This window comes from Vibrio sp. nBUS_14 (genome assembly GCF_051201655.1).
Lineage (GTDB): Bacteria > Pseudomonadota > Gammaproteobacteria > Enterobacterales > Vibrionaceae > Vibrio.
This window is the reverse complement of sequence record NZ_CP179206.1, coordinates 298,596-325,097: the sequence shown is the minus strand read 5'-3', so window position 1 is coordinate 325,097 and position 26,502 is coordinate 298,596. Positions and strand designations below refer to the sequence as shown.

Here is a 26,502-nt window from a genome sequence, read left to right as displayed (position 1 = left end):
CAATACTCCCATTACACCGCGTTAAACAAAAGCTTGAGTGAGCTCGTCGCTGGTAGAGATCGTTTTCGCGTTGGCTTGATAGTTACGCTGCGCGGTCATCAGAGCAACCAACTCACTGGTTAAATCAACATTAGAGCCTTCTAAAGCACCTGGAGTGAGATCACCTAAGGTGCCCGTTCCTGGAACACCGATGATTGGCGCACCAGAGCTAAAACTTTGTGTCCAAGCCGTACCGCTCGCTGTTGCTAAACCTTGTGTATTGGCAAAGTCTGCAAGGACAACCTGACCTTGTAGCTGTGATTGACCATTGGTGTAAGTGGCGTAAACCATACCGTTATCTTCAACTCGAACACCCGCAAGTTCACCCGAGGTGTAACCATTTGGGTTGTTGGCACTCACACCAAACGCGGCCCCAAACTGAGTGCTGCCGTTCAAGCCGATATCAATACTCATCGGGTCTGCGCCCGCAGCCGGGAAAGCGACATTAAATGCACCCGTTGGTGAGGCCAACGTACCATCTGTATTAAACTGAACCGTTTGAATCGTCGCCGGCGTAGTGGCAGCGCCATCGACTTCCACATTCACTTGCCACTCATTATCAGACGCCTTCGTGAAATACTGAGTCACGGTATGCGAGTTACCTAGCGAGTCGAAAACCTGAGTTGTATAAGAAGAATTGAAGGATTTAGGATCAGAAGAACTGAATGGGTATACGCTTGGATCAATAGCCGTTGCACTCGCATCGAAATTAGCAACAAAGTCTAATGTGTCCGTCGCTTTTGCGTTTAACGAAGACGTTGAAACTTTAATATCACCGACAGCACCAGTCTGTAAGGTATTATTATTGTCGACACTGTACCCTTGCAGCTTAGCGCCATTATTGGTGGTAATAACATTATTCTTGTCAGTACCAAATACACCAGAACGGGTATAAAGCATTTGCCCAGACTGACCTTTGGTGACGAAGAACCCGCTACCATTAATCGCTAAATCCATGGCTCGGCCAGTACCGGTAACAGAGCCATTTTTGTCAAAGCTCTGAGAAATCGACGCGACTTCGACCCCGCCCGGTTGCATACCATTATAGACCGCCGCAAACTCCGTACGGCCTCCTTTGAATCCATATGTCGATGCATTGGCAATATTGTGACTGATTGTATTTAATTCGGTGTTGGTCGCATCCAGACCACTTAGTGCAATATTAAAACTCATAATGTCCTCTGATTTCCTATCATTAAGCGTTACCGTTATTCGGTATCTAAAAAAAGGCGTTAAGCACCAAACTGACTGATTTGATAAAACGGAACATTGCCAACGCCTTGAACATTGACCAATGCAGCACCTCCTGAGCTCGGAATTCGAACTTGCTCAACCGTGCCAGCCAACAAAACATTTGGGCTCTCTTGACCATCCTGAACCTCAACTTCGACGGTATATTTACCGGGCTTCAGGCCTAACGCCTCTGGATTGATAGAAAACGTAACATCGCCCGCCCCATGGGCACCGAGAGGTACTGTGGTCGATTGACCAAATTCGTCTTTGATCACCAAATTGACTTGGTTAGAGCCATGTTCCAATTCAAGCTTGCCACTTTGTACACCTTCCCCCAACTCAAACTCATTCGATGAGACATACACGGTTTCTCCAACCAAGCCTGCAGTAGAAAGTACCTGCATGTTATCGAGCAGCACCATACTGTTTTGCATCAGCATCGACATGTTTTCAGTACTCTGAACTTGCGAAAACTGAGCAAGTTGGCTGACATATTCCGTTCCATCTAATGGGTTAAGCGGATCTTGGTTTTGAATTTGTGCCACCATCAGCGTAATAAATTCATTTTGCAGTGAAGTCGCACTGTTGGCATCTTGAGGGTTTGTCGAGATACCGGTGTCGGTTTGTGCTGCTACCGGAGTTTCAGTATCCAGCGCTGTAAATTGTGCAATGCTCATTAACTGCCCTGCCCTAGTCGAAGTAGACCTTGTTGCATGCTCCTCACATTGGACAGCACCTCTACATTGGTCTCAAAACTGCGTGTTGCTGACATCATGTCTGCCATTTCAGACACCACATCAATATCTGGGTAATACACATAACCCTCATCGCCAGCTAATGGATTATTTGGCTCAAAGCGCTTTTCTGCCTGACCAGCACTTTGCACCACATCAACAATCCGCACTTCTGCATTTGGGTAAGCCCCTGTCTCTGTCGCCATTTGCGTTTTTTGATACACCGTTGCGAAAACCGGTTTAAGTGCTTTATAAGCATCATCCGGACTGGCAGACACAGCATCTGCGTTAGCAAGGTTACTGGCTACCGTGTTTAGACGAACAGTTTGCGCCGTCATCGCAGAGCCAGTGATCGAATAGATATCAGTAAATGACATAATTAACGTCCCTCAATCGCTTTCGCCAAGCCACTCAGTTTCATATTCAGAAACGTTAGGCTGGTTTGAAAGTCCATGTTGTTTTGCGTGAATTTAGCTTGTTCAACCCCAAGCTCCACGGTGTTTCCGTCGTTGCTGTTTTGGTAAGGCACCGAATATTGTGCCGCTACCTGCAATGTCGGCACCGACTTGTTCACATTTCCCGTCAACGTATTGTTCAAATTTCCCGTCAACGTATGGTTCATCACGGTGGTGAAGCTCAGATCCTTTGCCAAGTACCCTGGGGTATCAACATTTGCTAGGTTACTGGCGAGGACTTTGGTACGCTGAACGCGAAAATTAAGTGCCTCGGGATGGACACCTAGCGCGTTTTCGAATGTGATCGCCATGTCTATTTCCTTAGAGTCGACTCAAATACACCAAAGATTAAAACAAGATGCGTGCCATAAAAAATAGACATAAATATCAATGACTTACAAAACACCAGGGAAGCCTCACTTCCGGATTACGGAAGCAAGGCAAAGCAAGGGGAAGGTTCACTTTTCCGTCATCAAGCTGCTTATCAGCTTGGTTTTAAGTGCGTGGTCGATGAATGCCCTTACCAATGAGGCAACCCTCTCAGCGGATGAGTTAAAAGTCATCGTTGGCCAGCACTTTGAGCAAGAAGTCGCGCGTTCAGCACAATCAAATCACTGGCAGAATTATCAGATCGAATATCGTATTTGGGTGCCCAGCTCGGCTAACCATTTGCCCGTTTGTGAATCGCCCTTCGTTATTACAGGACGCGACAATCGCCCACTACCCATCGGTAATTTAAAACGATCGGTCAGTTGTGAAGACATCACTTCTCCGTGGCGCATTAACATCACGATTAAATCCTCAATCACACTTCCGGTGGTGGTGGCTACTCACACCATTGACCGTAACGAAACTATTTCGCCTTCCCACTTGAAAACCGAGAAGCGCACAATTTCACGTCAGAATGATTTCTACACACTAACGAACCAAGCCATTGGTTTAGAAGCCACTCGTCGTATTCGCGCCGGTCAAATAATCGGTCAAACAAACCTAAGTTCGCCAGCCCTAATTGAAAAAGGCAACCAAGTGATCATCATCGCCCAAAAAGAGGGGTTTAGTGCAAGCACCAAAGGCGTCGCCTTAGAACAAGGAAAGAAAGGTCAGCAGATTAATATAAAAAATATCCGTTCTGGAAAGGTAATACGTGCAGTAGTCACCGGCATGAATCAGGTACATACCCAATTCTAATTTTGGACTGAGGTTATCATTTTTCGAGTTTGACTCTCGTCAGAGCAGGTGAACTTCGAGTACAAAAGTAGATACCCCCGTGCATGCACGGGGTACTTACTGTTACAACTCCATGCGGAGTTGACCAGAATCCTTTTCGCCCTGGTGTCTAACGTAATTCGCTATAACTTGTTCATTCACGCCTACGCTACTGACAAAGTAACCTGGCGACCACACAATGTTCTCTTTCCAGTAAACCTTACTTAGCCAACTGAACGTTTTTCGCATGTGGTGCGACGATTGGCTTTTTAGTTTACCCATGACGTCTGAAATACTGTATTTCGGTGGGATAAGCATCATCATATGCAGATGATCTTCATCAAAGCCTATCGTCTCAATCTCAACGCCAGGTAAACTTCGCAGTAACTTTGGCATAACCTTCCGTAGGTAGCTGCACATACCAGGATTCAGGATTTTCCGACGGTACTTAGTTACCCAAACTACGTGATACTTCGTGTAGTAGACACTATGGGATGAGGTGTAATATTGCATTTATCCATCGTACCGTCTCCAAAGGCATTCATCCACGGGTAAACCCGTGGTTTTCTGTATCCACAGAATAAATATTTAATGTTTGTCATACCCTGGTCGCCTATTTGACTTAGCACATGATGATTGAGGATAACAGCATGAAAATTGATAAAGTCGCGGGCGGTCATGTCCCACAAACTCACTTGCAACAAGCCACTAAAAAACCTGTCGGCACCGTCGCACAGAGCAAAAAAAGCGAACCTGCATTCCAAGCGAATACAGCCGGAATCGATCGCGCTCAAGCAGCAATGAAATCACTGCCAGACATCGATATGGCAAAGGTTGAGCAAGTCCGTAACGCATTGGCGCGGGGTGAACTGAACCTGGATACCAAAGCATTATCCAAAGCAGTCATGCAATTTCATACCGGTCACGAGTAACTCACGACTAAGGAGTCACGCATGGCAACAGCAGCATCGCAGCACATACAGCAAGTTCTTCATTCAGTCACCGAGGATATAAAGCTCTATCAGCAATTATTGGTTCTGATTCAGCAACAAAAAGGCTTGTATTTACAGTTCGATAGCAAAGTACTCGATGAAAACATTCAAAAACAAAAGCCGATTCTTAATCAGCTTGCTCGCACTTCCAGCGAAAGAAGCCAATGGATGCGTGCACTCGGCTTATCTTGCAACAACGCCAGTATGCAGCGAATTTTCAATGCATTGCCCACTAAGATGAGCGTTCAAGTGAGAAAACAGTGGGCACTATTGGAGTCATTAGTCAAACAATGCCAACAGGATAATCAGAGCAACGCACAAAGCTCCGCCGCCTTCCAAGAATTAATCACTCAAATCAAACAACCTGTGCAACACACATATGAAGAGCACTCAGTCTAAACAATTCTTCTATTCGCCTCTCAACCTGCATCAACCTTGGTGCCGCTTGATCGGCTTTTTTCTTTTAGGTCTAACGTGTTTTTCGCCCCCCTCGTTGGCGACACCAGATAAGGCCAGTATCGCACAACAGCACCAAGTGCTGGCACCTTACCAGCCACAAATAAACAAGCGTCTCAACTCCGTCAGCCCTCTTCTCAATCATATTTTTACTCAGCTCAAGCAATATCAGCTACCGGCCGATTTTGTGCTGATACCGATGTTGGAATCCTCCTACAACCCCAAAGCCGTATCATCGGCAAATGCGGCAGGCTTATGGCAGCTCATTCCCGCAACCGCGATTAGATTTGGTTTACAAGTATCAGACAATGAAGACCAACGTTTTGATAGCAAAGCGAGTACACAAGCCGCCCTCGCGTATTTGGCCTTTCTGTATAAGAAATTTGATAAAGATATCGCACTGACGCTAGCGGCCTACAATGCAGGCGAAGGACGTGTGGCCAGAGCCATTAGAAAAGCCGGAAGCCCCGATTTTAAGGCGCTCACACTACCGAAAGAGACACACCAATACGTCAGTCGCTTTTACGCATTACAGCAGCTTATTGATACCCAAGCGCTCAACCCCAACCTATTCCAACCTTTTATGCTATTTTCTTCGCAACGCAATATCATTGAGCAACCACTCATAGACTTCACCCCGTTACCTTCACTTATCAGCCTATGATAAAGCTCATCAGCGTCAGCACTGGCCCCTAAAAACATAGAAACATAAAAACACAGAGACATAGAGACATAGAGACATAGAGACATAGAGACATAGAGGCACAGAGGCACAGAAGTATCATTGCTCCAAACAGCAAAAAGGCCGCCTAAGCGACCTTTTCTATTTCACTGAGCCATCCTAAAAGATGGATACAATCAAATTATTTTACACGACCAACGTATTCGCCAGTACGAGTATCAACTTTAACCACTTCACCGATAGCGATGAATAGAGGTACGCGAACGACCGCACCTGTTGCTAGCGTTGCCGGTTTACCACCCGTACCCTGTGTATCGCCTTTCAGGCCAGGATCGGTTTCAGTGACTTCGATCTCAACAAAGTTTGGCGGAGTAACAGTGATAGGGTTATCATTCCACAACGTTAGAGTACAAACGTCATTTTCAACCAACCATTTTGCTGAGTCAGCGACGGCTTTTACGTCTGCTGCGATTTGCTCAAATGTTTCGTTGTTCATGAAGTGGTAGAATTCGCCATCGTTGTATAGGTAGCCTAATTCAACGTCAACAACATCGGCAAGCTCAAAGCTTTCGCCTGATTTGAATGTTTTCTCTAACACTTTGCCTGACAGCAGTTTACGAAGTTTTACACGGTTAAACGCTTGGCCTTTACCTGGCTTAACGTATTCATTGTCGATAATTGAGCAAGGCTCGTTATCTAACATGAATTTTAAACCGCCTTTGAATTCATTGGTGCTTACTGACGCCATGATTTTCTCTTCCACATCTTTGAGTTAATTTCAATGCCGCATATCATAACCCGAAAAGTCGAATCTGTTGAGCAAAACTGGCTCAAACAACTATCGAATGCGATCTCTAACCCGACAAAACTGCTTGAAGCATTGGAAATAGACCCAACACCGTGGCAAGCAGGGTTTGCTGCTCGTGAGTTATTTGCCCTTCGGGTGCCCCTAAGTTTTGTCGAGCGAATGGAAAAAGGCAACCCTCACGATCCATTACTGCGTCAGGTATTACCACTCAACGAAGAGTTCGAGGTTCATCAAGGCTATTCAGCCGATCCACTAGAAGAACAAGACAACGCGATTCCAGGGTTGCTGCACAAATACAAAAGTCGCGCGCTACTGATCGTAAAAGGTGGTTGCGCCATCAACTGTCGCTACTGCTTCCGCCGTCACTTCCCTTATCAAGACAACAAAGGCTCAAAGTCAGTTTGGCAAATCAGCTTAGACTATGTGGCTCAGCACTCTGAGATCAACGAAGTTATCTTATCCGGTGGTGATCCACTGATGGCCAAAGACAGCGAAATTGAATGGCTACTCAATGCCATCGAACAAATTCCACATGTGAAAACCGTGCGAATTCATAGCCGATTACCGGTTGTGATCCCCGCACGAGTGACGGATGAACTGTGCCAATTGTTAGCTCAAACTCGCCTCAATGTGGTGATGGTCAGCCATATTAATCATGCCAACGAGATTAACTTAGAGCTCAAACAAGCCTTTCATAAGCTTAAGCAAAGTGGGGCAACTCTGCTCAACCAAGGCGTAATGCTAAAAGGTGTAAATAACAGCGCTAGCTCATTGAAAGCATTAAGCGAAAAGCTATTCGATACTGGCATTTTACCCTATTACATGCACGTACTTGATAAGGTTCAGGGCGCCGCTCATTTTTATATTTCTGATGAAGAAGCCAAGCGTCACTTTAAGGGGTTAATCTCTGAGGTTTCTGGCTACCTCGTACCTAAATTAACTCGTGAAATTGGCGGACGCAGCAGCAAAACGCCACTCGACCTTAATATTGAGTAATAGAGCATAATATTAAATGATAAAGCAAAATGTGGAATGATAAAGTAAACAAAAGGGCCAGCAACCTCCGTTGATTGCCCTCGAGGTGGTTAATTATTCTTGAACCTTTCAAGTTTTCATTCAAACACGGCTTACGTTAATTACGTAAACTGTTGTTTAGTTGAATCACTTTTTAATTAGGTAAAACAAAAACCTTCGACTACGTATAAAACGCGATTAAGCGCATCACAGGAAGTAACGAATACCGAGCCCAAAAGCAATGTCCGCAGAGTTGTCCATATTGATGATATTTTCAATCATGGTTGCTTCTAGCATGGCGTTGCCAAGATTCAAACGATAGCCCAGAACCACTTCATTAGACGCTTCAGAGAAGGCCCCCTCATCTTCCAGCAAACCTTGGTACCAGTGATATTCGACCAGTACTTCATGGAAGTAGCCAAATTTGTAGCCATACCCAAAGGCGACCGCTCCGGTCAAATCACGGATTTCAGTGCCTATCAGCGCACTATTATTATCATTATGCGTCACCCCAGCGCTCGCAAAAAATGAGCTCGCTCCTCGGGCAAGGCTGTAGTTCAGTTGTACGGCTTGCTCAAAAGCACTTTTTTTGAATGGACCGCTGTCGACATTTTTATAATAAACACTTCCCCCAATGGCGAGTGCACTCGTATTCGAAGAAAAAAGTTGGTACTGGGTGTACCAATGCAGGGCTTTCGCTAACGCTTCACCTTCGAAATCATCAAGCGATACACCGTATTCATCACTGGATATATGGAATTGGTGTTTACCTGCTTCATCACGTCCGTTTTGTCCAATGCCGAAAAAACTGTGGAAGTCCATGGTCAATGAGTCTAGGTGATTATTGGCCGCATAGGTGTATTGATATTTCACTTCAGTTTGCAATTGGGGGTTAATCTGCCAGTTGGCACCGACGAAAATGTGATTCTGGTAATAATCAAGATCTGCCGTATCAGAGCTTGCCCAAACACTCGCCATAGTGCCCGATGCAAACAGCTCTACGCCATGGTTTCCAACAGGAAAAGCGGAGCGTAGCTCTGTGGTTAAATGAGTTGACTGCTCTGGAGATTGAGCATAAGTGCGCAGTGGGGTTGGAGATTGAGCTGCGATGGCCGATGATTGGCCCAACATCGCAGCAATCAATAACAGCACCAATTTGACTTTATTAGAGAGAATCTTAACCATTTACACAACATCCTAAAGTTATTAACTCAATGATAATTCAATAAATTAAATGCCTCTAGAAAATGTTGGACGTTTTAGCTTATTTTCGAACGATGATGGAACTTTCATACCAAGTATAATATTGATGCATAATTCATCATTATCAACAACTTAACAAAGCATTGAAAATGCATACCCCCGATACTCATAGAAAAGATAGACAGCCAAAAGCACGGGTAACTGGCTGACAACAATGTGCCAAAAGCGATACATCATTTCGCCTTCACTGATCGCTAACGCCCATCCTGGCCGTAGAATTACTCATATTTACATGTCCCTTTTACCCATTTTGGGATCAGTAAAATTAATCGAGAAGACAACAACTATTTGTTCGATCGTCAGGCCGATCATTAGCTATTCTAAACATTTAGGAGGGATGATTTGTCACAATTTATAGAACAAACGTTAAACCTTGCCCCCTTTAGCTGGGCAGGATTAGCCGTGTGTATGCTGTGTGGTTCATTCATCGGTATCGAAAGACAAACTCGTGGTAAACCAGTAGGAATCCGAACGTCGATTCTGATCATCAGTGGCACCTACTTCTTCCTCACCATGGCGATTAGCCTATCCCCGAACACACTCGATCAAGCTCGCGTGCTTGGTCAGATCATTACGGGCGTTGGATTCCTTGGTGCAGGGGTCATGATGACATTGGATGGCAAGATTCATGGTGTGACTTCGGCAGCGATTATCTGGGTGTTGGCGGCGTTGGGGATGATGATTGCCTTAGGGTATCTCTCTCAGTCTGTCATTGTCACGCTAATGGCGCTGGTTATCCTGCTTGGTGTCGACAAGGTGGAAAACAGTTTCCAAAGCCTACGTCGAGGTGTACATCAGAAATGGATGAGAAAAGGCCGTGTGAAAAAATAAAGCAGCACTCTTTAGCCTTTACACATCACTCTTTAGCCTTTAAACAGCAAGTCCAAGAGATACTGCCACTGATACCAAGAAGCCTAGTCACGACTAGGCTTCTTAGATCATTAATGAACGTGGATACACAATTGATTTTTACCCATCGATTGTGCATTGCACAGTTGTTTACTTGAAGAACGCACACTCTGATTTTTCCACAAGTGCCCGATACTTTCGAACTTATGCAAAGAATAGAGCACGGCTCCCACAGAAACCGAAATTGCCACCTTTTCTCCCGTCGGACATTGGTAGCTCTGCAAATCAATATCGTTCTGGATACGCTCAAAGATTGACGAAAGCAATTCTAACGACTCACCAGCAATAGCAACCACGAACTCCTTACCATCAAATCTCGCAACAATATCGTGCTGTCTCACGCTGTTGACCATAAGTTGAGCGACGTGACAAATCACCCTATCCCCAATCTCATTGCCATATTGATCACAGACCGCTTTTAAATCATCGACTTCAAAGAGACCAATCCCCAAGATTTGTCTCTCATCTTGCGCCAGAAATTGCGCTTCAAAGCCACTGCGATTAAGTAACCCCGTTAATGGATCTTTCATTGATGAATCATATAAACGGCGGTGTCTTTGCTCACGATAAAAGTGCCATAACCCCCATGCTGACATAAGATACAAGAACAACAGTATCAGCAGCCTTCCATAGTCACTTTCCAGTATGTGTAAGAAATGTTCGCTCTTCGTTTCTTGAATCGTCAAATACAGCTGCGTATCGATCCCATCTACGTACAAGGGTTGTGAAAAAGTGAAATCCATCAAGCCATATCGATTCCGACCGCTGATACTGGTGATCTCATAGCCGTGCTTCGCATTCGAAAACAGGCTCGAAGTATAACCATCAATACCCAATATCCCTTTAAACTCGCCATTGATATAGATCCCTTTGGTCAATGTCACCACTTTTTCGCCCGTCAGAAAATCATCGTACTGGCCGGTATACACAACCTTGTCTTTATTTTGAGAGACACCAAAACGGATCGTATTCACCCAGTAGGGACGACGATTGACGATTGAGTCAAACGTATTGCCTTTTATATATTGAGCAAAATCAGAGGGGGAAGAGATAATAAATTTATCTTTAGAAATGAAATAAATGGCTGAGATAGTACTGATAGTATTTGAAAAATAAGCCATCGTTGGAGCGACAAACAGACGCTTACTCGCTTCCGCATACAGCGCCGATTGAGAGTCACACATCTCGGTAGGGCCAGAGAACATAAAATCAAAAAGAGGGTCTTTCTGCTGCTCACTAATAAAATAGCAGGTATCGTCCTCTGTCTTTTTTTGATGGGAAAAAGTGTAGGTCTCACCATGCAACGGGTAGAGCTTTGTGATGTTGTACTCAAGTGCATTCAGTATCTGTGTAAGCTCAGTGAGTGCATGGGTTACGCCTTGGTTTTCTGCTCCATACTGTTTGTCTGACTCTTCCGCTGAATCAATGAGCAATAAGCTCAACACAACTAAAAAACTGGCAGTCAGGCCTAAAAAAGCCGTCTTAAAACTCATAGTATTAGAACGAATCAAAACATTTAAATCATCATGGTGAGTAATGGAACATTGTACCCATGAAAAGACTCTCCGCAACAAAAATATAAAACAACACGCTTATCTTATTCATCTGGGAATAGCTTCAACTCGATGGAAAAATGAAGCGTTATGATAACGCCTAAATAACAAGTGTTTAGGCGTTATCAAGAGCTTAAGCGTCAACAATTGCTTATGCGTAAACAATAGCTTAGGCGTTAACAAGTGCTTATGCGTCAACAAGTGCTTAGGCGTTAACAATAGCTTATGCGTCAACAAGTGCTTAAGCGTCAACAAGTGCTTAGGCGTTAACAATAGCTTATGCGTCAACAAGTGCTTAAGCGTTAACAATCACCCTGTCGAGGCTAAGGCTCAACAACGGTCTTACTTAGCAAAGTTCACAAATGGGAAGCACGGCAAGAAACCGTTATCAGCACAGTTGAGTAGGCCGATCTGTACACCTTCGATTTTTTTGGTTTTGTTGAAGAGGCCAACTTGAACCGTAGAAGTGTCTGAAAGGTTCGCTGCACCCACATCAACCATAGTGTCGCCTTCAGAGTAGTTTACGAAGCTCACGTTAGCGCCTTTTACATTATTGGTGATGTTCACTGCACCGAAGTTCAGGCCAGTTGTTTGGCCGGTGTTCCAGTTAAAGAAGCCCAGTGACGCACCGGTCATTTCTTGATTCACTTTCGATGCACCAAAAATACCCAGGTTCACACCCGTTGTCGTTTGAGTCTCAGACATACCGACAACCGCAAGGTCAAGGCCTTTAACATCACTGACTTGCCCGTGTAGTACCGCTAAGCGCACGCCGCCAACACTATCAGAGTCTGGTGAGTTGTAACCATTTACCGTTGAAAACATAACAGGCGAAGAAGCGAATGCCGCAGGTGCCATTACTGCTGCCGATACGGCAAGTACTGAAAGTAGTTTTTTCATTGGGAGTCTCCACTGACTTATTATTAGCTTGATTTAATATATGCTCAAGCAAACGTTTATTATGCTTTATTCAACAACCAGACATGTTATCTCTCTGTCATAGCTGTCTTTTTGAGTATAGAGCAGATAGAAGCAGATGAGAGATTCGAGTAACGAGATGAGATAAGAACAAAAAAACGGAGACCGAAGTCTCCGTTTTCAATTTCACTATGAATAGCGAGGGGTAATTACATCATGCCGCCCATGCCACCCATACCGCCCATACCACCCATATCAGGCATTGCAGGGCCAGAATCTTGTGGCTTGTCAGTCACCATCGCTTCTGTTGTGATCATAAGACCAGCAACCGATGCTGCGAACTGAAGTGCCGAACGCGTTACCTTAGTTGGATCTAGGATACCCATTGCAATCATGTCGCCGTATTCGCCAGTCGCCGCGTTGTAACCGTAGTTACCTTCACCAGCACGAACGTTGTTAGCAACCACAGATTCTTCATCACCAGCATTGGTAGTGATTTGACGAATAGGCGCTTCCATTGCACGCAGTGCAACACGGATACCTACGTTTTGCTCTTCGTTGTCGCCTTCAAGGCCAGCAACTTTAGATGCCGCGCGGATAAGTGCAACACCACCACCCGCAACCACACCTTCTTCAACCGCAGCACGAGTCGCGTGAAGTGCATCTTCAACGCGGTCTTTCTTCTCTTTCATCTCTACTTCAGTTGCTGCGCCAACTTTGATGACTGCAACACCGCCAGCGAGTTTAGCTACACGCTCTTGAAGCTTTTCTTTGTCGTAGTCAGACGTTGCATCTTCGATTTGTTGACGAATTTGAGAAACGCGACCTTTGATCATCACTTCATCGCCCGCACCATCAATGATGGTTGAGTTTTCTTTAGTGATCGTAATGCGCTTAGCTTGACCTAGGTCTTCTAGCGTTACTTTCTCAAGGTCTAGGCCGATCTCTTCAGAGATTACCGTACCGCCCGTTAGGATAGCGATATCTTGCAGCATAGATTTACGACGATCGCCGAAACCAGGTGCTTTAACGGCAGCCACTTTAACGATGCCACGCATGTTGTTCACAACAAGCGTTGCCAGCGCTTCGCCTTCTACATCTTCAGCGATGATAAGAAGTGGACGAGATGCCTTAGCAACGGCTTCTAGAGTCGGAAGAAGTTCACGGATGTTCGACACTTTCTTATCGATAAGAAGAATGAACGGGCTTTCTAGATCAACAGAACCGGCTTCTTGGTTGTTGATGAAGTAAGGAGACAGGTAACCGCGATCGAACTGCATACCTTCAACAACGTCTAGCTCGTCTTGCAGAGCCTGACCTTCTTCAACCGTGATAACGCCATCACGACCTACTTTTTCCATCGCTTCAGCAATGATGTTACCCACTGTCGAATCAGAGTTCGCAGAGATAGTACCGACTTGCGCGATAGCTTTCGTGTCTGAACAAGGCACAGACAGGTTCTTCAGCTCTTCAACAGCCGCGATAACCGCTTTGTCGATACCGCGCTTAAGATCCATTGGGTTCATGCCAGCAGCAACCGCTTTTAGGCCTTCAGCGATAATAGACTGAGCCAATACCGTTGCAGTCGTTGTTCCGTCGCCCGCCGCGTCATTCGCTTGCGAAGCCACTTCTTTCACCATTTGTGCGCCCATGTTTTGGAACTTGTCTTCAAGTTCGATTTCACGTGCAACTGAAACACCATCTTTAGTGATCGTTGGTGCGCCAAATGATTTGTCTAGAACAACGTTACGGCCTTTAGGGCCCAGCGTTACTTTTACTGCGTCAGCCAGAACGTTTACACCTTCTAGCATTTTAATACGTGCGTCGTTACCAAATTTAACGTCTTTAGCAGCCATCTTAATTTCCTTTAAAATTCTTTATTCAGTCAGTTCAGTTTTATGGGTCGGATTACTCAACGATCGCCATGATGTCGTTTTCAGACATGATCAGAACTTCTTTGCCGTCGATCTTTTCAGTTTTAGTGCCGTAGCCTTCAGAGAAGATAACGGTATCGCCAACTTTAACGTCCAATGGTTGTACTGAACCATTTTCTAGAATGCGGCCTTTGCCAACCGCTAGAATAGTACCGCGCGTTGATTTTTCAGCGGCAGAACCCGTTAGAACGATGCCACCAGCAGATTTAGATTCAACTTCTTGGCGCTCAACGATAACTCGGTCGTGTAGAGGACGGATATTCATCGGTCGGATCTCCTGATAATTTCCATTTAATATGATAGTTGCCACGATTGGCATGGGTTAATCAATATGTTGGGGCAATGTGAACGATCCCAAGGGGGAAAAGACAAAAATTGTGATCGAATCCCATATCTTCCTTTTTCATTTACTCATATCGCTCATCTGTTTATCCTACGGTTTTAGTTTCAACGGCGTTTTACATGCAAGATAAGCATGGGCTTCTCACGGCCCCAGTAGCACAGACTCTGCGCACTATGACCATACCGACGATATTCGGAATGGTCGCGATCTTGATGTTTAACCTTGTCGATACCTTCTTTATCTCATTGCTCGGCACGCAAGCCCTTGCGGCGGTGAGTTTTACCTTCCCTGTCACCTTCGCCATCAATTGCATTACCATGGGCATAGGCATTGGCTTATCAACGTGTATCGGACGGTTACTTGGCCAAGGTTGCGCGCAAAATGCCGCACGCTTTACCTGCCACGGTTTACTGCTTGCGGTGCTGCTTGTTGGTTTTGCATCAACACTGGGGCTCGTTACGCTAAAACCCATGTTTACACTATTGGGCGCAGAACCTGAGTTACTGCCACTGATATCCGAATACATGTCAGTCTGGTACTTAGCGATACCGCTGCTTGTGATTCCCATGGCAGGCAACAGCGCGATACGTGCAAGTGGCGATACCAAAACACCCGCCAAAATCATGATGCTGGCCGGCCTGATTAACGGCATTCTCGACCCGCTGCTGATCTTTGGTTACGGGCCTTTTCCTGAGCTCGGGATTCAAGGCGCCGCCATTGCTAGCGGATTCAGTTGGTTTGGTGCGTTGTGTGGCTCACTGTATGTGTTAACCCTACGAGAAAAGTTGCTGGCTCCGCCCAAACTAAAAAACATCATCGATGACTGGAAACAGATCTTAACCATCGGTACACCTGCTGCCCTTTCCAATGCCCTAAACCCACTTGCCGGCGCCATTATCATGATGATGTTAGCCAAACAAGGGACAGAAGCCGTGGCCGCTTACGGAGCTGCCCAGCGTATTGAATCGATTTTGATCATCGTATTGATGTCTTTAACTTCGGCACTCACGCCTTTCATGGCGCAAAACTTTGGCGCAAACAACCCTCAACGCAGCTTTAAGGCACTGTTTCTGAGCATGCGTTTTGCTGTGCTGTTCCAAGGTTTGATTTTCTTAATGATGGTGCCGCTAAGCATCCCCTTAGCTGCCCTATTCTCTCAAGAAGAATCCGTACGAGGTATCTTGTGGCATTACCTGTTAGTTGTCCCCTTTAGCTATGGCTTCCAAGGCATTGTGATGATGCTGATTAGCGCCATGAATGCGATGCATCAACCACTCAAAGCCTTCCAGTGGAGCTTCATGCGCCTGTTTGTCTTTACCTTGCCGTTCGCTTGGGTAGGCAGCCAAATCGATGGTGTCGAAGGGTTGTTTATCGGCTTAGCCTTGGGGAACATCATAGGCGGTATTTCAGGGTACTTGTTTGCGCTTCGAGTAGAGAAAGATTCGAGATGCGAGTAACCGAGATACGAAGAGTCTAAAAAGCAGATGCGAGGTTCGGGTATCGAGATGCGAAGAGGTTGAAAAGCAGGTACGAGATATTAAAGACTAGAAAGAAGGAAGATGACATGGAAGACAGTACTTACAAAATGCTCTATGACGCACCGATTGGCAAGATGATCATTGTGAGCAATGGTGTGTCGATTATTGAGATTGACCATATAAATCACGAAGAACTAATGACTAGCAACCCAGATGAGCTATGCCAACTGGCGACGAAACAGTTAGATGAATACTTCGCAGGCAAACGTAAAAGCTTTGATTTACCGCTGCAGCCAAAAGGCACTGACTTTCAAAAAGCAGCTTGGCAGGCTTTAACAACCATTCCTTATGGCGAGACCATCAGTTACGGCGAACAAGCAAAAAGAATGGATAACCCAAAAGCCGTAAGAGCAGTCGGTGGTGCCAATGGCAAGAATCCATTTAGTATTGTTGTCCCTTGCCATAGAGTCATCGGCGCGAACGGCACATTAACTGGCTACACCGGCGGCATGAACCGCAAAGAGTGGTTGTTGGATTTTGAGCATTCGGTCTTAAATAAAAAGAAGCAAACCTTATCTCGCTAGATCAATAATACAAAAATACGCTCGATTACTTGAGCTTAATTCCATAAGTGTCAATATGGGCAAGTAACTCGCTTGATGTAATTCTATGCTTAACGAGCAAGTCAACCTTGAAGGGAAGCGACGACTGTTCTAAACGATCTTGCAAGCCTGCAACGACACTTAACGAAATACCGTGCCCCTCGATAACAATATCGATGTCGGAGTTATCTTTATAAGTTCCAAGGGCTCTAGAACCGAATACCCAGGCATGAATGACTGCGGCATGATTCAAAACAATATCCTCAATCAACTGATACTGATGAAGCTTAAGGCCGACCGAGTCTGGGTTAACCAAATAACTATCGATCACATTTACCCTCTTGATCACATTTACTCTCTTGATCACATTTAAGCTTTAAATAGAGTGTGACTTGCCCTATCACTGGTGAAAATGACTCTAAGATCAGTGACTGAGCTTCAAGGACATTTTCCTCATCATAGGTGTGAGACAATAAATTTCGTTTTATGAGTGCTTCAAGCATAATCTCACACTGCTCCGAAGATAGGTGCTTAGCTTCTAAGGCTGTACGAAAAACGCTCCTCGGCGAAGCCACATCAAACCCTTCAAACTCAAGTAAGTCTTTAAGGGTCTTCCATGTAAGTTCGAAAGAAAATTCAAAAGTTTGTACTAACCCAGCGAGCTCTAACTCATTGTAGCTATCTTGTGAGCACGCTCTCTCAAGCCTTTGCTGCGCTTTCATTAAGTTTTGCAGTCGTTGCTTCCAACGGTATGGATTTGAGCTCATATAAACAACCTAGAGGTAAGGTAAAAGACAAGTATAGTATGAGCCTTAAGCTACCTAATCATTCAAGCAATGTCACTCTTTCGATATTCATCAAGACCGTTCTTTTCGTCTTTTGTTTAAGGTCGTGCCCTTCTGTTCTTCCCTACCTGTATATCCTGCATATTATTCTCATCCAACACCTGCCCTTAAGCTCTTCGCTCTTCGTTTACCCGCATCCCGAATCTGCTCTTAGCTCTTCGAATCCCGTTTACTCGTATCTCGCATCTATAAAAAAGCCCGCACTTTGAAGTACGGGCTTTCAAAATCGTTAAAGCTCAACGTGAACCGCTGAGCCAAACCATGATTTATCTATTTATCTATTTATCTATTTATCTATTTAACGATCACATCGCCGGACATCTCAGCCGGGATTGCGATACCAGATAGAGAAAGCATCGTTGGGGCTAAGTCAGACAGCTTACCGCCTTCTTTGAACTCAACGTCTTTGCTGCCTACGTAGATAAGTGGCACTGGTAGGTTAGTGTGCGCCGTGTGGATGCCGCCCGTTTCTGGGTTAACCATCATTTCCGCATTACCGTGGTCAGCAGTGATAAGCAGTTGGCCATCGGCTTCTTTGATTGCTTCAACCACTTTACCAAGACATTCGTCTAACGACTCTACGGCTTTAACCGCTGCATCGTAAACGCCCGTGTGGCCAACCATGTCACAGTTCGGGAAGTTACACACGATAGCGTCGTATTTGCCGCCTTTGATTGCTGCAACAAGCTTTTCAGTGAGTTCTGGTGCGCTCATTTCTGGCTGTAGATCGTACGTTGCGACTTTTGGAGAAGCAACCAGTTGACGCTCTTCACCTTCGAACTCGTCTTCGATACCGCCGTTGAAGAAAAACGTCACGTGCGCGTATTTCTCTGTTTCAGAGATACGTAGCTGCGTTTTGCCTTCTTTCGATAGCCATTCACCGTAAGTGTTCTCTAGAGAAGCCGGTGGGAATGCACATAGAAGCGGGATGTCGGCTGCGTATTGAGTCAGCATCACGAAATCGATCGCTGGGAATACATTACGCTCAAAACCGTCGAAGTTAGGCACGAACGCACGTGTGATTTCACGCGCACGGTCGGCACGGTAGTTCATGAAGATAACCGCATCGCCATCAACGATAGCGGCAGACGCTTCGCCTTCCGCTTTGATTTCCGTCGCTTTCACGAACTCATCGTTTTCGTCACGAGCGTAAGCCGCTTCTAGGCCAGCAACCGCCGTGTCGAATGTGAATTCCGCTTTTGCTTGAGTCAGCAGGTCGTAAGATTCTTGAACGCGATCCCAGTTGTTGTCACGGTCCATTGCGTAGTAACGACCAATAAGCGAAGCCACACGGCCTTTGCCTAGCTTCGCGAACAACGCTTGGAAACGTTGCAGAGAGTTTTCTGCGCTACGTGGCGGCGTATCACGACCGTCTAGGAAGGCGTGTAGGTAGATTTTCTCTGCACCACGCTCTGCGGCCATTTCAACGGCTGCGTAGATGTGATCTTCATGAGAGTGAACGCCACCTGGCGACATAAGCCCCATGATGTGCACCGCTTTATCAGCTTTTACTGCTTTATCAACAGCATTCACGAGCGCTTCCGTTTGAGCGAACTCGCCGTCTGCGATGGATTTCGTAATGCGCGTTAGATCTTGGTACACCACGCGACCCGCACCAATGTTGGTATGACCCACTTCAGAGTTACCCATTTGGCCATCAGGTAGGCCGACATCTAAGCCAGAAGCCGAGATGAGCGTGTTAGGTTGGTTAGCAATAAGACCGTCTAATACCGGTGTATTAGCGTTCGCGATAGCGTTGTCTTGGTTGTCTTCACGGTAACCGTAACCGTCAAGGATCACTAGAGCCATTGGCTTCTTAGCTGACATAGGACTGACCTCGTTCCATTCAAAATAAATCGGTATAAAAACAAATTAGCGTAATTTTACTACAGTTTACAGTCAAAACTGTAGCGGAAGATCAAGAAACGTCGCAGGTAGGCGGATTGGATGTGAAAAAAAATGTCATTTGATGATGAGAAACCTCAATCAAAATGGAAGCCAACCGCCATATTCTACAAAATTATTATAGCACTAACATGAGTACCGATACCTCACTCTCAAACGAGAGAGGAATACCGGCACGAAACAAGTTAAGGTTGGCTGATTTCCTAACGAAATTCTTGAGTACGGCCTTCAAACAGCAACTGTTGTGAGATCGCATTAAAGTAGCTGCCCTCTTGAAACAAAGGTTGGCTCCAAGTTTGTTGGGCACCGGGTACCGTTGTTTTGCTCACAACATCATCACCAATATCAAAACAGAGACTGAGCTCACCTGTTGCGCTATTGATAGCAATACCATGCTCTTTCGTCACCCAAAAGAAACCATTCCCAACAGAAAAGCTGGACCGCCCTTCATAGTTAACATCTAAAAGTGATTGACCAGTAAACCAAGGTACATCCCCACCTAACCAATCAATGATAGTGGGTGCAACATCTCTTTGCGACGAAGTAATAGGCCGTTTTTCACTCGGTATAGATTGATCGCTCGTATAGATCAGTAGTGGCATCGGATTTTTGACAAAACCTCCCGTCGCCGTTTTTGCTGTGTGGCCAGCTAATAATACGACGATCGTAGGCTTATCTAACTTAGCAAGCTTTGAGTCTAGTTGAGGGATAAAACGCTTTAATGCATCTTCAATGATCACGGTTATACCTGTAATTGTTTAAAGTTTTAAAAAAAGCAAAAAGTTCAAAATACTAGTGCGAACTAGTTCTCAATTATAGCTTTGTAAGCTTTTCATTTCCGATAATCCGTAGAGACTGACGCCATTAATGACAACTTATCAATTAGATGAATGAATGGAGTTATGGAAATGACAAAAAGAACCGCGATAGCGATTGCTTTAGCATCCCTTTTTGTTGCTGGTGGTGTCAATGCCGCAACGGTTTACAAAAGTGATAATGGTGATTATGTAAAATTGTATGGTGAAGTCGGTGTTGGCGGCCATTTTGGTGCCGATTACGATTATGGTGAGTTTTATCGAGATAAAAGCTTTATCGATGATAGCTTTGCAACAATGGGTGTAAAAGGCACGAAAGAAGATGTTTACTACCGTTTGGAGCTAGATTACGAGCGTGAAAACTGGGCTTATGGTTCTGGTGACATGGTGACATCAATTGATAAGCTATTCGTTGGTTACCAGTTAAATAAAAATAATGCGATAGAGGTTGGTCTAACGGATACGGCTTTCGATGATTACGACAAATATGGTGACTTCACATTCGATACCACGGTTGAAACTGGTGAAGCTGGTGACCAAGACCGTACTCTGAAATATGAAGGTAACTTCGACATGATTCGCATTGGTGCATCATATTCATACGAATCTGAATCTTCTTCAGGCTCAGCATTAGGAGATATCGTCAACGGTTATATTGGTTATTTTGGTGATCAATTATCTGCGGTAGCCGGTATGGAAATGCGCGCAGGTTCGGATGGCGAATCTAAATATGGCGAGCAAACACTTTACGGTTTTGGTATGCGCTATAAGGTTAATGACAAGCTGGCGGTCGGTGTTAATGCATTTATTGAAAAAGAAGACATTGCCCAAGAGAGTACTAATGTTGTTGTTGACCCTACAAACTCTGATAATAATGTCACTGTTTACAATGATTATCAAGAGCGAGAAAACAAAGGCGCTTTAGTTTCTGCTCGATATGAATTGACTGATAAATGGGAACTGACTGCATCATCTAACTATGAAGAATATGAACAATGGGAAATAGATAATAATGAATACGGCGCGCTTGAAAAGGAATGGGGTGATGAGCGCACTTGGCAAACAATCGGTATAAATTTCAAACCTTCTCGTTCTGTTATTTTAGCGTATGAACAAAACTTTGGTGAATCAGCCCAAAGTACATATGCATATGCCCGTGTTTATTTTTAGACCTATACCCGTGATCATTGAAGATGCTTGATTTTCAATGAAATCAGGATCATGCTACTCACCATGAAAATGGTACTAACTCCTGAGCAAAAACAACAACTCGAACAGATGCACAATACTGAGCGTGATCGTCGAGTATGCGACCGTATAAAAGCGGTCTTGCTAGCTTCCGAAAGTTGGAGCCCGCCTATGATCTCTCAAGCCCTTCGTATCCATGAATCTACAGTTGCTCGTCATCTTAGTGATTATGCTCTATCTGAAAAACTTAAACCTGAGAATGGCGGGAGCCAGAGTCTACTTTCTGATACTCAGACGATGCAGCTCATCGAGCATTTGACTGAGAAAACCTATTTTCATACGCGTCAAATCGTTACTTACGTCGAAGCTGAATTCGGTGTGAGCTACACCGTTTCTGGGATTAATAAGTGGTTACATCACCACGGTTTTGCATACAAAAAGCCCAAAGGTGTACCACAGTAGATACCCCCGTGCATGCACGGGGTACTTACTGTTACAACTCCATGCGGAGTTGACCAGAATCCTTTTCGCCCTGGTGTCTAACGTAATTCGCTATAACTTGTTCATTCACGCCTACGCTACTGACAAAGTAACCTGGCGACCACACAATGTTCTCTTTCCAGTAAACCTTACTTAGCCAACTGAACGTTTTTCGCATGTGGTGCGACGATTGGCTTTTTAGTTTACCCATGACGTCTGAAATACTGTATTTCGGTGGGATAAGCATCATCATATGCAGATGATCTTCATCAAAGCCTATCGTCTCAATCTCAACGCCAGGTAAACTTCGCAGTAACTTTGGCATAACCTTCCGTAGGTAGCTGCACATACCAGGATTCAGGATTTTCCGACGGTACTTAGTTACCCAAACTACGTGATACTTCGTGTAGTAGACACTATGGGATGAGGTGTAATATTGCATTTATCCATCGTACCGTCTCCAAAGGCATTCATCCACGGGTAAACCCGTGGTTTTCTGTATCCACAGAATAAACTAAAGCCTGAAGAGCAGCAAGCATTTATCGAGTATTACAACGAGGTACTTAAGCCCAAGGATGCGCCTGTACTTTTCATGGACGCCGTTCATCCAACTCAATCAACAAAACTTAGCTGTGGCTGGATCCGTAAGGGACAGGATAAGCTAATTGAAACGACAGGTAGCCGCACTCGAGTGAATCTAATCGGTGCTCTGTCATTGAAAAACATCAGCGCAACGATCACAGATACTTATGAAACGATAGATAGCGAGAGTATTGTTCGCTTCTTTTGGAAACTCAAGAAAGAGCATTATCCACTAGAGCAAACCGTGCATATTGTGCTTGATGGTGCAGCCTACCATCGGTCAGAAATGGTTAGGAATGCGGCAAAAGTACTCAATATAGAGCTTCATTACTTACCCCCATACAGCCCAAACTTAAATCCAATAGAGCGGCTTTGGAAAGTAATGAATGAGCATGTGAGGAACAATGTCTATTTTCCCTCCAAAACAGCATTCACCTCTGCTATCAAAAAGTTTTTCGATGTGACGTTACCAGAAGTTGCAGGCTCACTTGTATCCAGAATTACAGATAATTTTCAGGTACTGATACCTGCATCTTCAAGTTGAAAGGGTATAGTTTAATTAGCGAATATAATTAACCAAATTTAAAGGCAAATTATGGAAAAGAAAATATTAGCCCTCGTTATCGGTGGTGTATTATCAGCTGGTGCTCAAGCGGCAATAACCGATGTTATTATCACCGAGTATATAGAAAGTAGTAAATATAATAGCAATGTTATTGAATTGACTAATACCGGTGGGTCTGATTATAGTTTTACTGATAAAGATAGAATTGAATATAGCTCGTATTCAAATGAAGTACTTGATCCTAGTGGAAGAAATGTTTTAGCTGGACAAGTTATCAAAGCAGGTAAAACACTTGTCATTTATGATGGAAAAATGGACCCTGCAAAAATAGCCTTAATTCAGGGGGATAAAGTTGCAGCTACTAGCTATAAATTACTCTCTGAACACAAATATAATCATTTAGGTTTCAGCGGTGATGACAGTGTTGTCTTAAAACATGGTGTGAACGTTGTTGACGTTATTGGTATTGATGGATCTAAATGGGGAGAGAATAAAGCATTTATCCGCCGTAAAACTAATGATGGTTCAATTCCGACAGGCGATTCCATTCGCTATATAGCCGAAAACTGGGAAGAAAAACCGACGGATGTGTATACCGATCTAGGTACTACTACGTATGGCAGTAATGCTGCTTTACCTGCACCGCCGGTAGTTTTTGAAATAACAACGGCTGACGAAGGTTCATTTCCCAATGCTTTAGCCCGCTATGTTAATCAAGAAGTCATTATTAACCTTGATATTAACCCAGTTGATGCAGAGGACCAGAGTTTAGTTATAACTCGTAGCTTTGGGTTTAATGTTAACGGTTATAGCAATAACATGAGTGCTGCTTACAAGCATGCCAACATCCAACCAAACCAAGTATATGTTGCAGGCTCTTCATTTGCAGCTAAACAACAACTTGATAATGAGCATAATACCCTTATCATTGACAGTTTTTTTGCAGCTGAAGATGGTGAAATAGCTTATTATCCAACATTTCATACAGATGCAGCAAATAATGCAATTAGAATTGGCGGTAGATACCCCCGTGCATGCACGGGGTACTTACTGTTACAACTCCATGCGGAGTTGACCAGAATCCTTTTCGCCCTGGTGTCTAACGTAATTCGCTATAACTTGTTCATTCACGCCTACGCTACTGACAAAGTAACCTGGCGACCACACAATGTTCTCTTTCCAGTAAACCTTACTTAGCCAACTGAACGTTTTTCGCATGTGGTGCGACGATTGGCTTTTTAGTTTACCCATGACGTCTGAAATACTGTATTTCGGTGGGATAAGCATCATCATATGCAGATGATCTTCATCAAAGCCTATCGTCTCAATCTCAACGCCAGGTAAACTTCGCAGTAACTTTGGCATAACCTTCCGTAGGTAGCTGCACATACCAGGATTCAGGATTTTCCGACGGTACTTAGTTACCCAAACTACGTGATACTTCGTGTAGTAGACACTATGGGATGAGGTGTAATATTGCATTTATCCATCGTACCGTCTCCAAAGGCATTCATCCACGGGTAAACCCGTGGTTTTCTGTATCCACAGAATAAAATAAATTCAATCCAAGGTGTTGTGGTCACCAGTGAGCATGGTTATAAACTGCTTGTTACTAAAACGATTGATAGTTCAAATTTCGTAAGAGCAGAGCGCCCTGAAAGCCCAAGCTTAAGTACAAATGTTGATGAAGGTGAATTCGCAATTAAGATTGCGACTCAGAATGTACTAAACTTATTCAATTCACCATTTGGAGGAGCAGATAACTTACACGGTGAAAGCCGAGGTGCAATCACTGAGCCTGAATACCAACATCAAAAAGCTAAACTAGTTGAAGCTATTTATGGTTTGGATGCTGATATTGTAGGTTTGATGGAAATTGAGAATAACGGTTTCTCAGACACCGGTGCAATCGCAGAATTTGTCAATGCCATCAATGAAAAATACTACAACCCAAGACCGGAAGATAAAGGCGAACCTGAGTCATATTTAAATAAGTATGCATTTATTGGATTTGATTCAAATGGCGATACAATATTAGATGAGCTAGATTCCATCGGTTCCGATGTTATTAGTTCAGGTATTATTTATCGTCCAGCAAAAGTCAGTATAAAAAGCTCTAAAATTATTCCAATGCCGCAACAGCATGCGCCTGTAACGCGTGATGATAGTGGTAATGTTGTAATCGATCAGAAAGGCCATACGTTAGAGAGCGGCGATAATTATCAACGTGATACTGTGGCAGCAACGTTTGTCATCAACCAAACAGGTAAAGAGCTTACAGTAGGCGTTAACCACTTCAAATCAAAAGGTTCAACATGTCATGAAGACTGGATAGGCGTAGATTTTGGTCCTGATCAATTTAACGATAAAGGTCAATATACTAATGCTGATGGTAATGACGATGCGCCGGATCTTGATTATCAAGGTCAATGTGAAAACTTCCGTGTTGCAGCTGCAGTCCAATTAGGTACTGAATTAGATAAGATTGGTGGTGATCGCGTTATTATTGGCGATCTAAATTCATATGCTAAAGAAGATCCTGTTTTAGTCCTCACTGAAAATACGACTAATAAAGTTATAAAAACTGCACGTGACACTTTTATTGGTAAAACGCCTCAATTTACAGAACCTCAAATTGTCGAAAAAACATATGGCTACGTGAGTGCTGTAGGCAAAAAAGATAAAGAGCGTGGTGAAGTGAGCTGGAGTTACGCATTCGATGATTCAATCGGGTCTCTTGATCATATTTTAATCACCCCCTCTTTAGAATCACGACTGATTGATGCTGTAGACTGGCATATTAATGCTGCTGAGTCTGTGTATTACGATTACAGCACATACCGTCAAGATGAAACAAAAGGTCCTGTTTATTCAAAAGGGCCAAATGGTACAACTAACTTTGTCACAGATGATGCTTACCGTTCATCCGATCACGACCCTGCTATTATGTCTTTGTCATATAAATATGGTGAAACAAGTGGTAATGATGTTCGCTTAGTGATAAATAGCGGTGCTGTTGATATCCCTTATAGCATACCTAATTCGTCTTTTGTTAAATCTGGTGATATTGCAGAAATATCATTGAAAAGAAAAACAGAGACGGATCTCGAAGGAATTATACTTCCAAATGTGACTGTGGAGCAAAATGGTCAATCATTGGTTAACTTCAACGTATACGGTGTAGAAGCTGGTTTGTATGAAGTAACAATGACATTAGTACGTGATGGAAAATTATTACCTGATCATAACCAAAAAATGAATATTAATGTAACTAAATTAGATTCATTAACTCCTAAACTTGTTGTACCTAAGACTGATGGAACTGGTGGTTCGTTTGGTATATTCGGTATTTTATCATTATTAGGTTTTGGTTTCTTACGTCGTAAGAAAAATTAAGTTAAAGCCTTAATTAAACTAATTATGAGTAATTACTTTTAGATTAATATCCATTTAATTTGATTACTCAATTTAACTTTATAAAAACTTTTAATGCTATAGGTCTA

Annotated in this window: 26 protein-coding genes and 4 pseudogenes; 13 read left to right on the top strand and 17 right to left on the bottom strand. The window is 44.0% G+C overall.

Annotated elements, in window-relative coordinates:
- Nucleotides 1-11: 11 nt before the first annotated feature.
- The 4 genes and pseudogenes from flgE to flgB all read right to left on the bottom strand — a co-directional run bounded on the left by flgE (nucleotide 12) and on the right by flgB (nucleotide 2,772).
- A pseudogene (gene flgE, locus ACMAZD_RS01540) lies at nucleotides 12-1,212 on the bottom strand (flagellar hook protein FlgE).
- Nucleotides 1,213-1,271: 59 nt separating this feature from the next.
- The gene (gene flgD, locus ACMAZD_RS01535; protein WP_435248312.1) at nucleotides 1,272-1,949 is read right to left on the bottom strand and encodes a flagellar hook assembly protein FlgD; all 678 of its coding nucleotides are present in this window, start codon (nucleotides 1,947-1,949) and stop codon (nucleotides 1,272-1,274) included.
- Complete coding sequence (gene flgC / locus ACMAZD_RS01530; protein WP_435248311.1) at nucleotides 1,949-2,383, bottom strand: flagellar basal body rod protein FlgC; 435 nt, start codon at nucleotides 2,381-2,383, stop codon at nucleotides 1,949-1,951. The genes flgD and flgC overlap by 1 nt, the downstream gene beginning before the upstream one ends.
- Nucleotides 2,384-2,385: 2 nt before the next feature.
- Nucleotides 2,386-2,772: a flagellar basal body rod protein FlgB gene (flgB, locus tag ACMAZD_RS01525; RefSeq protein ID WP_435248310.1), complete on the bottom strand. Its 387-nt coding sequence runs from the start codon at nucleotides 2,770-2,772 to the stop codon at nucleotides 2,386-2,388.
- 79 nt (nucleotides 2,773-2,851) lie between these two features.
- Between flgB and flgA the strand changes: the two genes are divergently transcribed.
- Nucleotides 2,852-3,649, top strand: coding sequence for a flagellar basal body P-ring formation chaperone FlgA (gene flgA / locus ACMAZD_RS01520; protein ID WP_435248309.1), 798 nt, complete (start codon nucleotides 2,852-2,854; stop codon nucleotides 3,647-3,649).
- A gap of 102 nt (nucleotides 3,650-3,751) precedes the next feature.
- On the opposite strand, the gene tnpA (ACMAZD_RS01515) is transcribed toward flgA, so the two are convergent.
- Nucleotides 3,752-4,180 carry an IS200/IS605 family transposase gene (tnpA, locus tag ACMAZD_RS01515; protein ID WP_140150538.1) on the bottom strand — a complete coding sequence of 143 codons (429 nt, stop codon included), beginning with the start codon at nucleotides 4,178-4,180 and terminating at the stop codon, nucleotides 3,752-3,754.
- 137 nt (nucleotides 4,181-4,317) lie between these two features.
- Here tnpA (ACMAZD_RS01515) and flgM point away from each other — a divergent pair, with 137 nt between their 5' ends.
- From flgM to ACMAZD_RS01500, 3 genes are read left to right on the top strand one after another with little or no spacing between them, the layout of a single operon-like run.
- Nucleotides 4,318-4,599, top strand: coding sequence for a flagellar biosynthesis anti-sigma factor FlgM (gene flgM / locus ACMAZD_RS01510; RefSeq protein WP_435248308.1), 282 nt, complete (start codon nucleotides 4,318-4,320; stop codon nucleotides 4,597-4,599).
- A gap of 21 nt (nucleotides 4,600-4,620) precedes the next feature.
- Nucleotides 4,621-5,058: a flagellar export chaperone FlgN gene (gene flgN / locus ACMAZD_RS01505; RefSeq protein WP_435248307.1), complete on the top strand. Its 438-nt coding sequence runs from the start codon at nucleotides 4,621-4,623 to the stop codon at nucleotides 5,056-5,058.
- Nucleotides 5,039-5,779: a lytic transglycosylase domain-containing protein gene (locus ACMAZD_RS01500; RefSeq protein WP_435248306.1), complete on the top strand. Its 741-nt coding sequence runs from the start codon at nucleotides 5,039-5,041 to the stop codon at nucleotides 5,777-5,779. Before flgN ends, ACMAZD_RS01500 begins: the two co-directional genes overlap by 20 nt.
- 199 nt (nucleotides 5,780-5,978) lie before the next feature.
- On the opposite strand, the gene efp is transcribed toward ACMAZD_RS01500, so the two are convergent.
- Nucleotides 5,979-6,545 carry an elongation factor P gene (gene efp / locus ACMAZD_RS01495; protein WP_019822013.1) on the bottom strand — a complete coding sequence of 189 codons (567 nt, stop codon included), beginning with the start codon at nucleotides 6,543-6,545 and terminating at the stop codon, nucleotides 5,979-5,981.
- A gap of 33 nt (nucleotides 6,546-6,578) precedes the next feature.
- On the opposite strand from efp, the gene epmB reads away from it, so the two are divergent.
- Complete coding sequence (gene epmB / locus ACMAZD_RS01490; RefSeq protein ID WP_435248305.1) at nucleotides 6,579-7,601, top strand: EF-P beta-lysylation protein EpmB; 1,023 nt, start codon at nucleotides 6,579-6,581, stop codon at nucleotides 7,599-7,601.
- Nucleotides 7,602-7,826: 225 nt separating this feature from the next.
- Here epmB and ACMAZD_RS01485 read toward each other — a convergent pair whose 3' ends face one another.
- Nucleotides 7,827-8,804, bottom strand: coding sequence for a DUF3187 family protein (locus tag ACMAZD_RS01485; protein ID WP_435248304.1), 978 nt, complete (start codon nucleotides 8,802-8,804; stop codon nucleotides 7,827-7,829).
- Between the two features lie 420 nt (nucleotides 8,805-9,224).
- Between ACMAZD_RS01485 and ACMAZD_RS01480 the strand changes: the two genes are divergently transcribed.
- The gene (locus ACMAZD_RS01480; protein ID WP_435248303.1) at nucleotides 9,225-9,713 is read left to right on the top strand and encodes an MgtC/SapB family protein; all 489 of its coding nucleotides are present in this window, start codon (nucleotides 9,225-9,227) and stop codon (nucleotides 9,711-9,713) included.
- Nucleotides 9,714-9,823: 110 nt separating this feature from the next.
- Here ACMAZD_RS01480 and ACMAZD_RS01475 read toward each other — a convergent pair whose 3' ends face one another.
- From ACMAZD_RS01475 to ACMAZD_RS01460, 4 genes are all read right to left on the bottom strand, one after another.
- Nucleotides 9,824-11,284: a sensor domain-containing diguanylate cyclase gene (locus ACMAZD_RS01475; RefSeq protein ID WP_435248302.1), complete on the bottom strand. Its 1,461-nt coding sequence runs from the start codon at nucleotides 11,282-11,284 to the stop codon at nucleotides 9,824-9,826.
- Between the two features lie 402 nt (nucleotides 11,285-11,686).
- Complete coding sequence (locus ACMAZD_RS01470; RefSeq protein ID WP_435248301.1) at nucleotides 11,687-12,244, bottom strand: VC2662 family protein; 558 nt, start codon at nucleotides 12,242-12,244, stop codon at nucleotides 11,687-11,689.
- Nucleotides 12,245-12,471: 227 nt separating this feature from the next.
- Nucleotides 12,472-14,118 (bottom strand): chaperonin GroEL, encoded by a 1,647-nt coding sequence (gene groL / locus ACMAZD_RS01465; protein ID WP_435248300.1) that lies wholly within the window; start codon nucleotides 14,116-14,118, stop codon nucleotides 12,472-12,474.
- A 52-nt stretch (nucleotides 14,119-14,170) separates the two neighbouring features.
- The gene (locus tag ACMAZD_RS01460) at nucleotides 14,171-14,461 is read right to left on the bottom strand and encodes a co-chaperone GroES (protein ID WP_004733324.1); all 291 of its coding nucleotides are present in this window, start codon (nucleotides 14,459-14,461) and stop codon (nucleotides 14,171-14,173) included.
- Between the two features lie 197 nt (nucleotides 14,462-14,658).
- On the opposite strand from ACMAZD_RS01460, the gene ACMAZD_RS01455 reads away from it, so the two are divergent.
- Together ACMAZD_RS01455 and ACMAZD_RS01450 are read left to right on the top strand one after the other, a co-directional pair.
- Nucleotides 14,659-15,996 carry an MATE family efflux transporter gene (locus ACMAZD_RS01455; RefSeq protein WP_435248299.1) on the top strand — a complete coding sequence of 446 codons (1,338 nt, stop codon included), beginning with the start codon at nucleotides 14,659-14,661 and terminating at the stop codon, nucleotides 15,994-15,996.
- 107 nt (nucleotides 15,997-16,103) lie between these two features.
- Complete coding sequence (locus tag ACMAZD_RS01450) at nucleotides 16,104-16,601, top strand: methylated-DNA--[protein]-cysteine S-methyltransferase (protein ID WP_435248298.1); 498 nt, start codon at nucleotides 16,104-16,106, stop codon at nucleotides 16,599-16,601.
- A 25-nt stretch (nucleotides 16,602-16,626) separates the two neighbouring features.
- Here ACMAZD_RS01450 and ACMAZD_RS01445 read toward each other — a convergent pair whose 3' ends face one another.
- The 4 genes from ACMAZD_RS01445 to ACMAZD_RS01430 all read right to left on the bottom strand — a co-directional run bounded on the left by ACMAZD_RS01445 (nucleotide 16,627) and on the right by ACMAZD_RS01430 (nucleotide 20,109).
- On the bottom strand, nucleotides 16,627-16,950 hold the full coding sequence (locus ACMAZD_RS01445; protein ID WP_435248297.1) for a nucleotidyltransferase family protein: 324 nt from the start codon (nucleotides 16,948-16,950) through the stop codon (nucleotides 16,627-16,629).
- Complete coding sequence (locus ACMAZD_RS01440; protein ID WP_435248296.1) at nucleotides 16,940-17,386, bottom strand: HI0074 family nucleotidyltransferase substrate-binding subunit; 447 nt, start codon at nucleotides 17,384-17,386, stop codon at nucleotides 16,940-16,942. The genes ACMAZD_RS01445 and ACMAZD_RS01440 overlap by 11 nt, the downstream gene beginning before the upstream one ends.
- Nucleotides 17,387-17,758: 372 nt before the next feature.
- The gene (gpmM, locus tag ACMAZD_RS01435; protein WP_435248295.1) at nucleotides 17,759-19,291 is read right to left on the bottom strand and encodes a 2,3-bisphosphoglycerate-independent phosphoglycerate mutase; all 1,533 of its coding nucleotides are present in this window, start codon (nucleotides 19,289-19,291) and stop codon (nucleotides 17,759-17,761) included.
- A gap of 281 nt (nucleotides 19,292-19,572) precedes the next feature.
- On the bottom strand, nucleotides 19,573-20,109 hold the full coding sequence (locus ACMAZD_RS01430; protein WP_435248294.1) for a hypothetical protein: 537 nt from the start codon (nucleotides 20,107-20,109) through the stop codon (nucleotides 19,573-19,575).
- A 168-nt stretch (nucleotides 20,110-20,277) separates the two neighbouring features.
- Here ACMAZD_RS01430 and ACMAZD_RS01425 point away from each other — a divergent pair, with 168 nt between their 5' ends.
- Both ACMAZD_RS01425 and ACMAZD_RS01420 read left to right on the top strand, forming a co-directional pair.
- Nucleotides 20,278-21,354 carry a porin gene (locus tag ACMAZD_RS01425; protein WP_435248293.1) on the top strand — a complete coding sequence of 359 codons (1,077 nt, stop codon included), beginning with the start codon at nucleotides 20,278-20,280 and terminating at the stop codon, nucleotides 21,352-21,354.
- Between the two features lie 63 nt (nucleotides 21,355-21,417).
- Nucleotides 21,418-21,828 (top strand): annotated as a pseudogene (locus ACMAZD_RS01420) (helix-turn-helix domain-containing protein); the annotation flags it as partial.
- A gap of 37 nt (nucleotides 21,829-21,865) precedes the next feature.
- Here the strand turns inward: ACMAZD_RS01420 and tnpA (ACMAZD_RS01415) are convergent.
- Complete coding sequence (gene tnpA, locus ACMAZD_RS01415) at nucleotides 21,866-22,294, bottom strand: IS200/IS605 family transposase (RefSeq protein ID WP_140150538.1); 429 nt, start codon at nucleotides 22,292-22,294, stop codon at nucleotides 21,866-21,868.
- Nucleotides 22,295-22,360: 66 nt separating this feature from the next.
- Here tnpA (ACMAZD_RS01415) and ACMAZD_RS01410 point away from each other — a divergent pair.
- Nucleotides 22,361-22,978 (top strand): annotated as a pseudogene (locus tag ACMAZD_RS01410) (IS630 family transposase); the annotation flags it as partial.
- Nucleotides 22,979-23,029: 51 nt separating this feature from the next.
- Nucleotides 23,030-23,404 (top strand): annotated as a pseudogene (locus ACMAZD_RS01405) (hypothetical protein); the annotation flags it as partial.
- Nucleotides 23,405-24,052: 648 nt separating this feature from the next.
- Here the strand turns inward: ACMAZD_RS01405 and tnpA (ACMAZD_RS01400) are convergent.
- Nucleotides 24,053-24,481, bottom strand: coding sequence for an IS200/IS605 family transposase (gene tnpA / locus ACMAZD_RS01400; protein ID WP_140150538.1), 429 nt, complete (start codon nucleotides 24,479-24,481; stop codon nucleotides 24,053-24,055).
- Between the two features lie 93 nt (nucleotides 24,482-24,574).
- On the opposite strand from tnpA (ACMAZD_RS01400), the gene ACMAZD_RS01395 reads away from it, so the two are divergent.
- Nucleotides 24,575-26,395, top strand: a complete 1,821-nt coding sequence (locus ACMAZD_RS01395; protein ID WP_435248292.1) for an ExeM/NucH family extracellular endonuclease — start codon at nucleotides 24,575-24,577, stop codon at nucleotides 26,393-26,395.
- Nucleotides 26,396-26,502 lie beyond the last annotated feature (107 nt).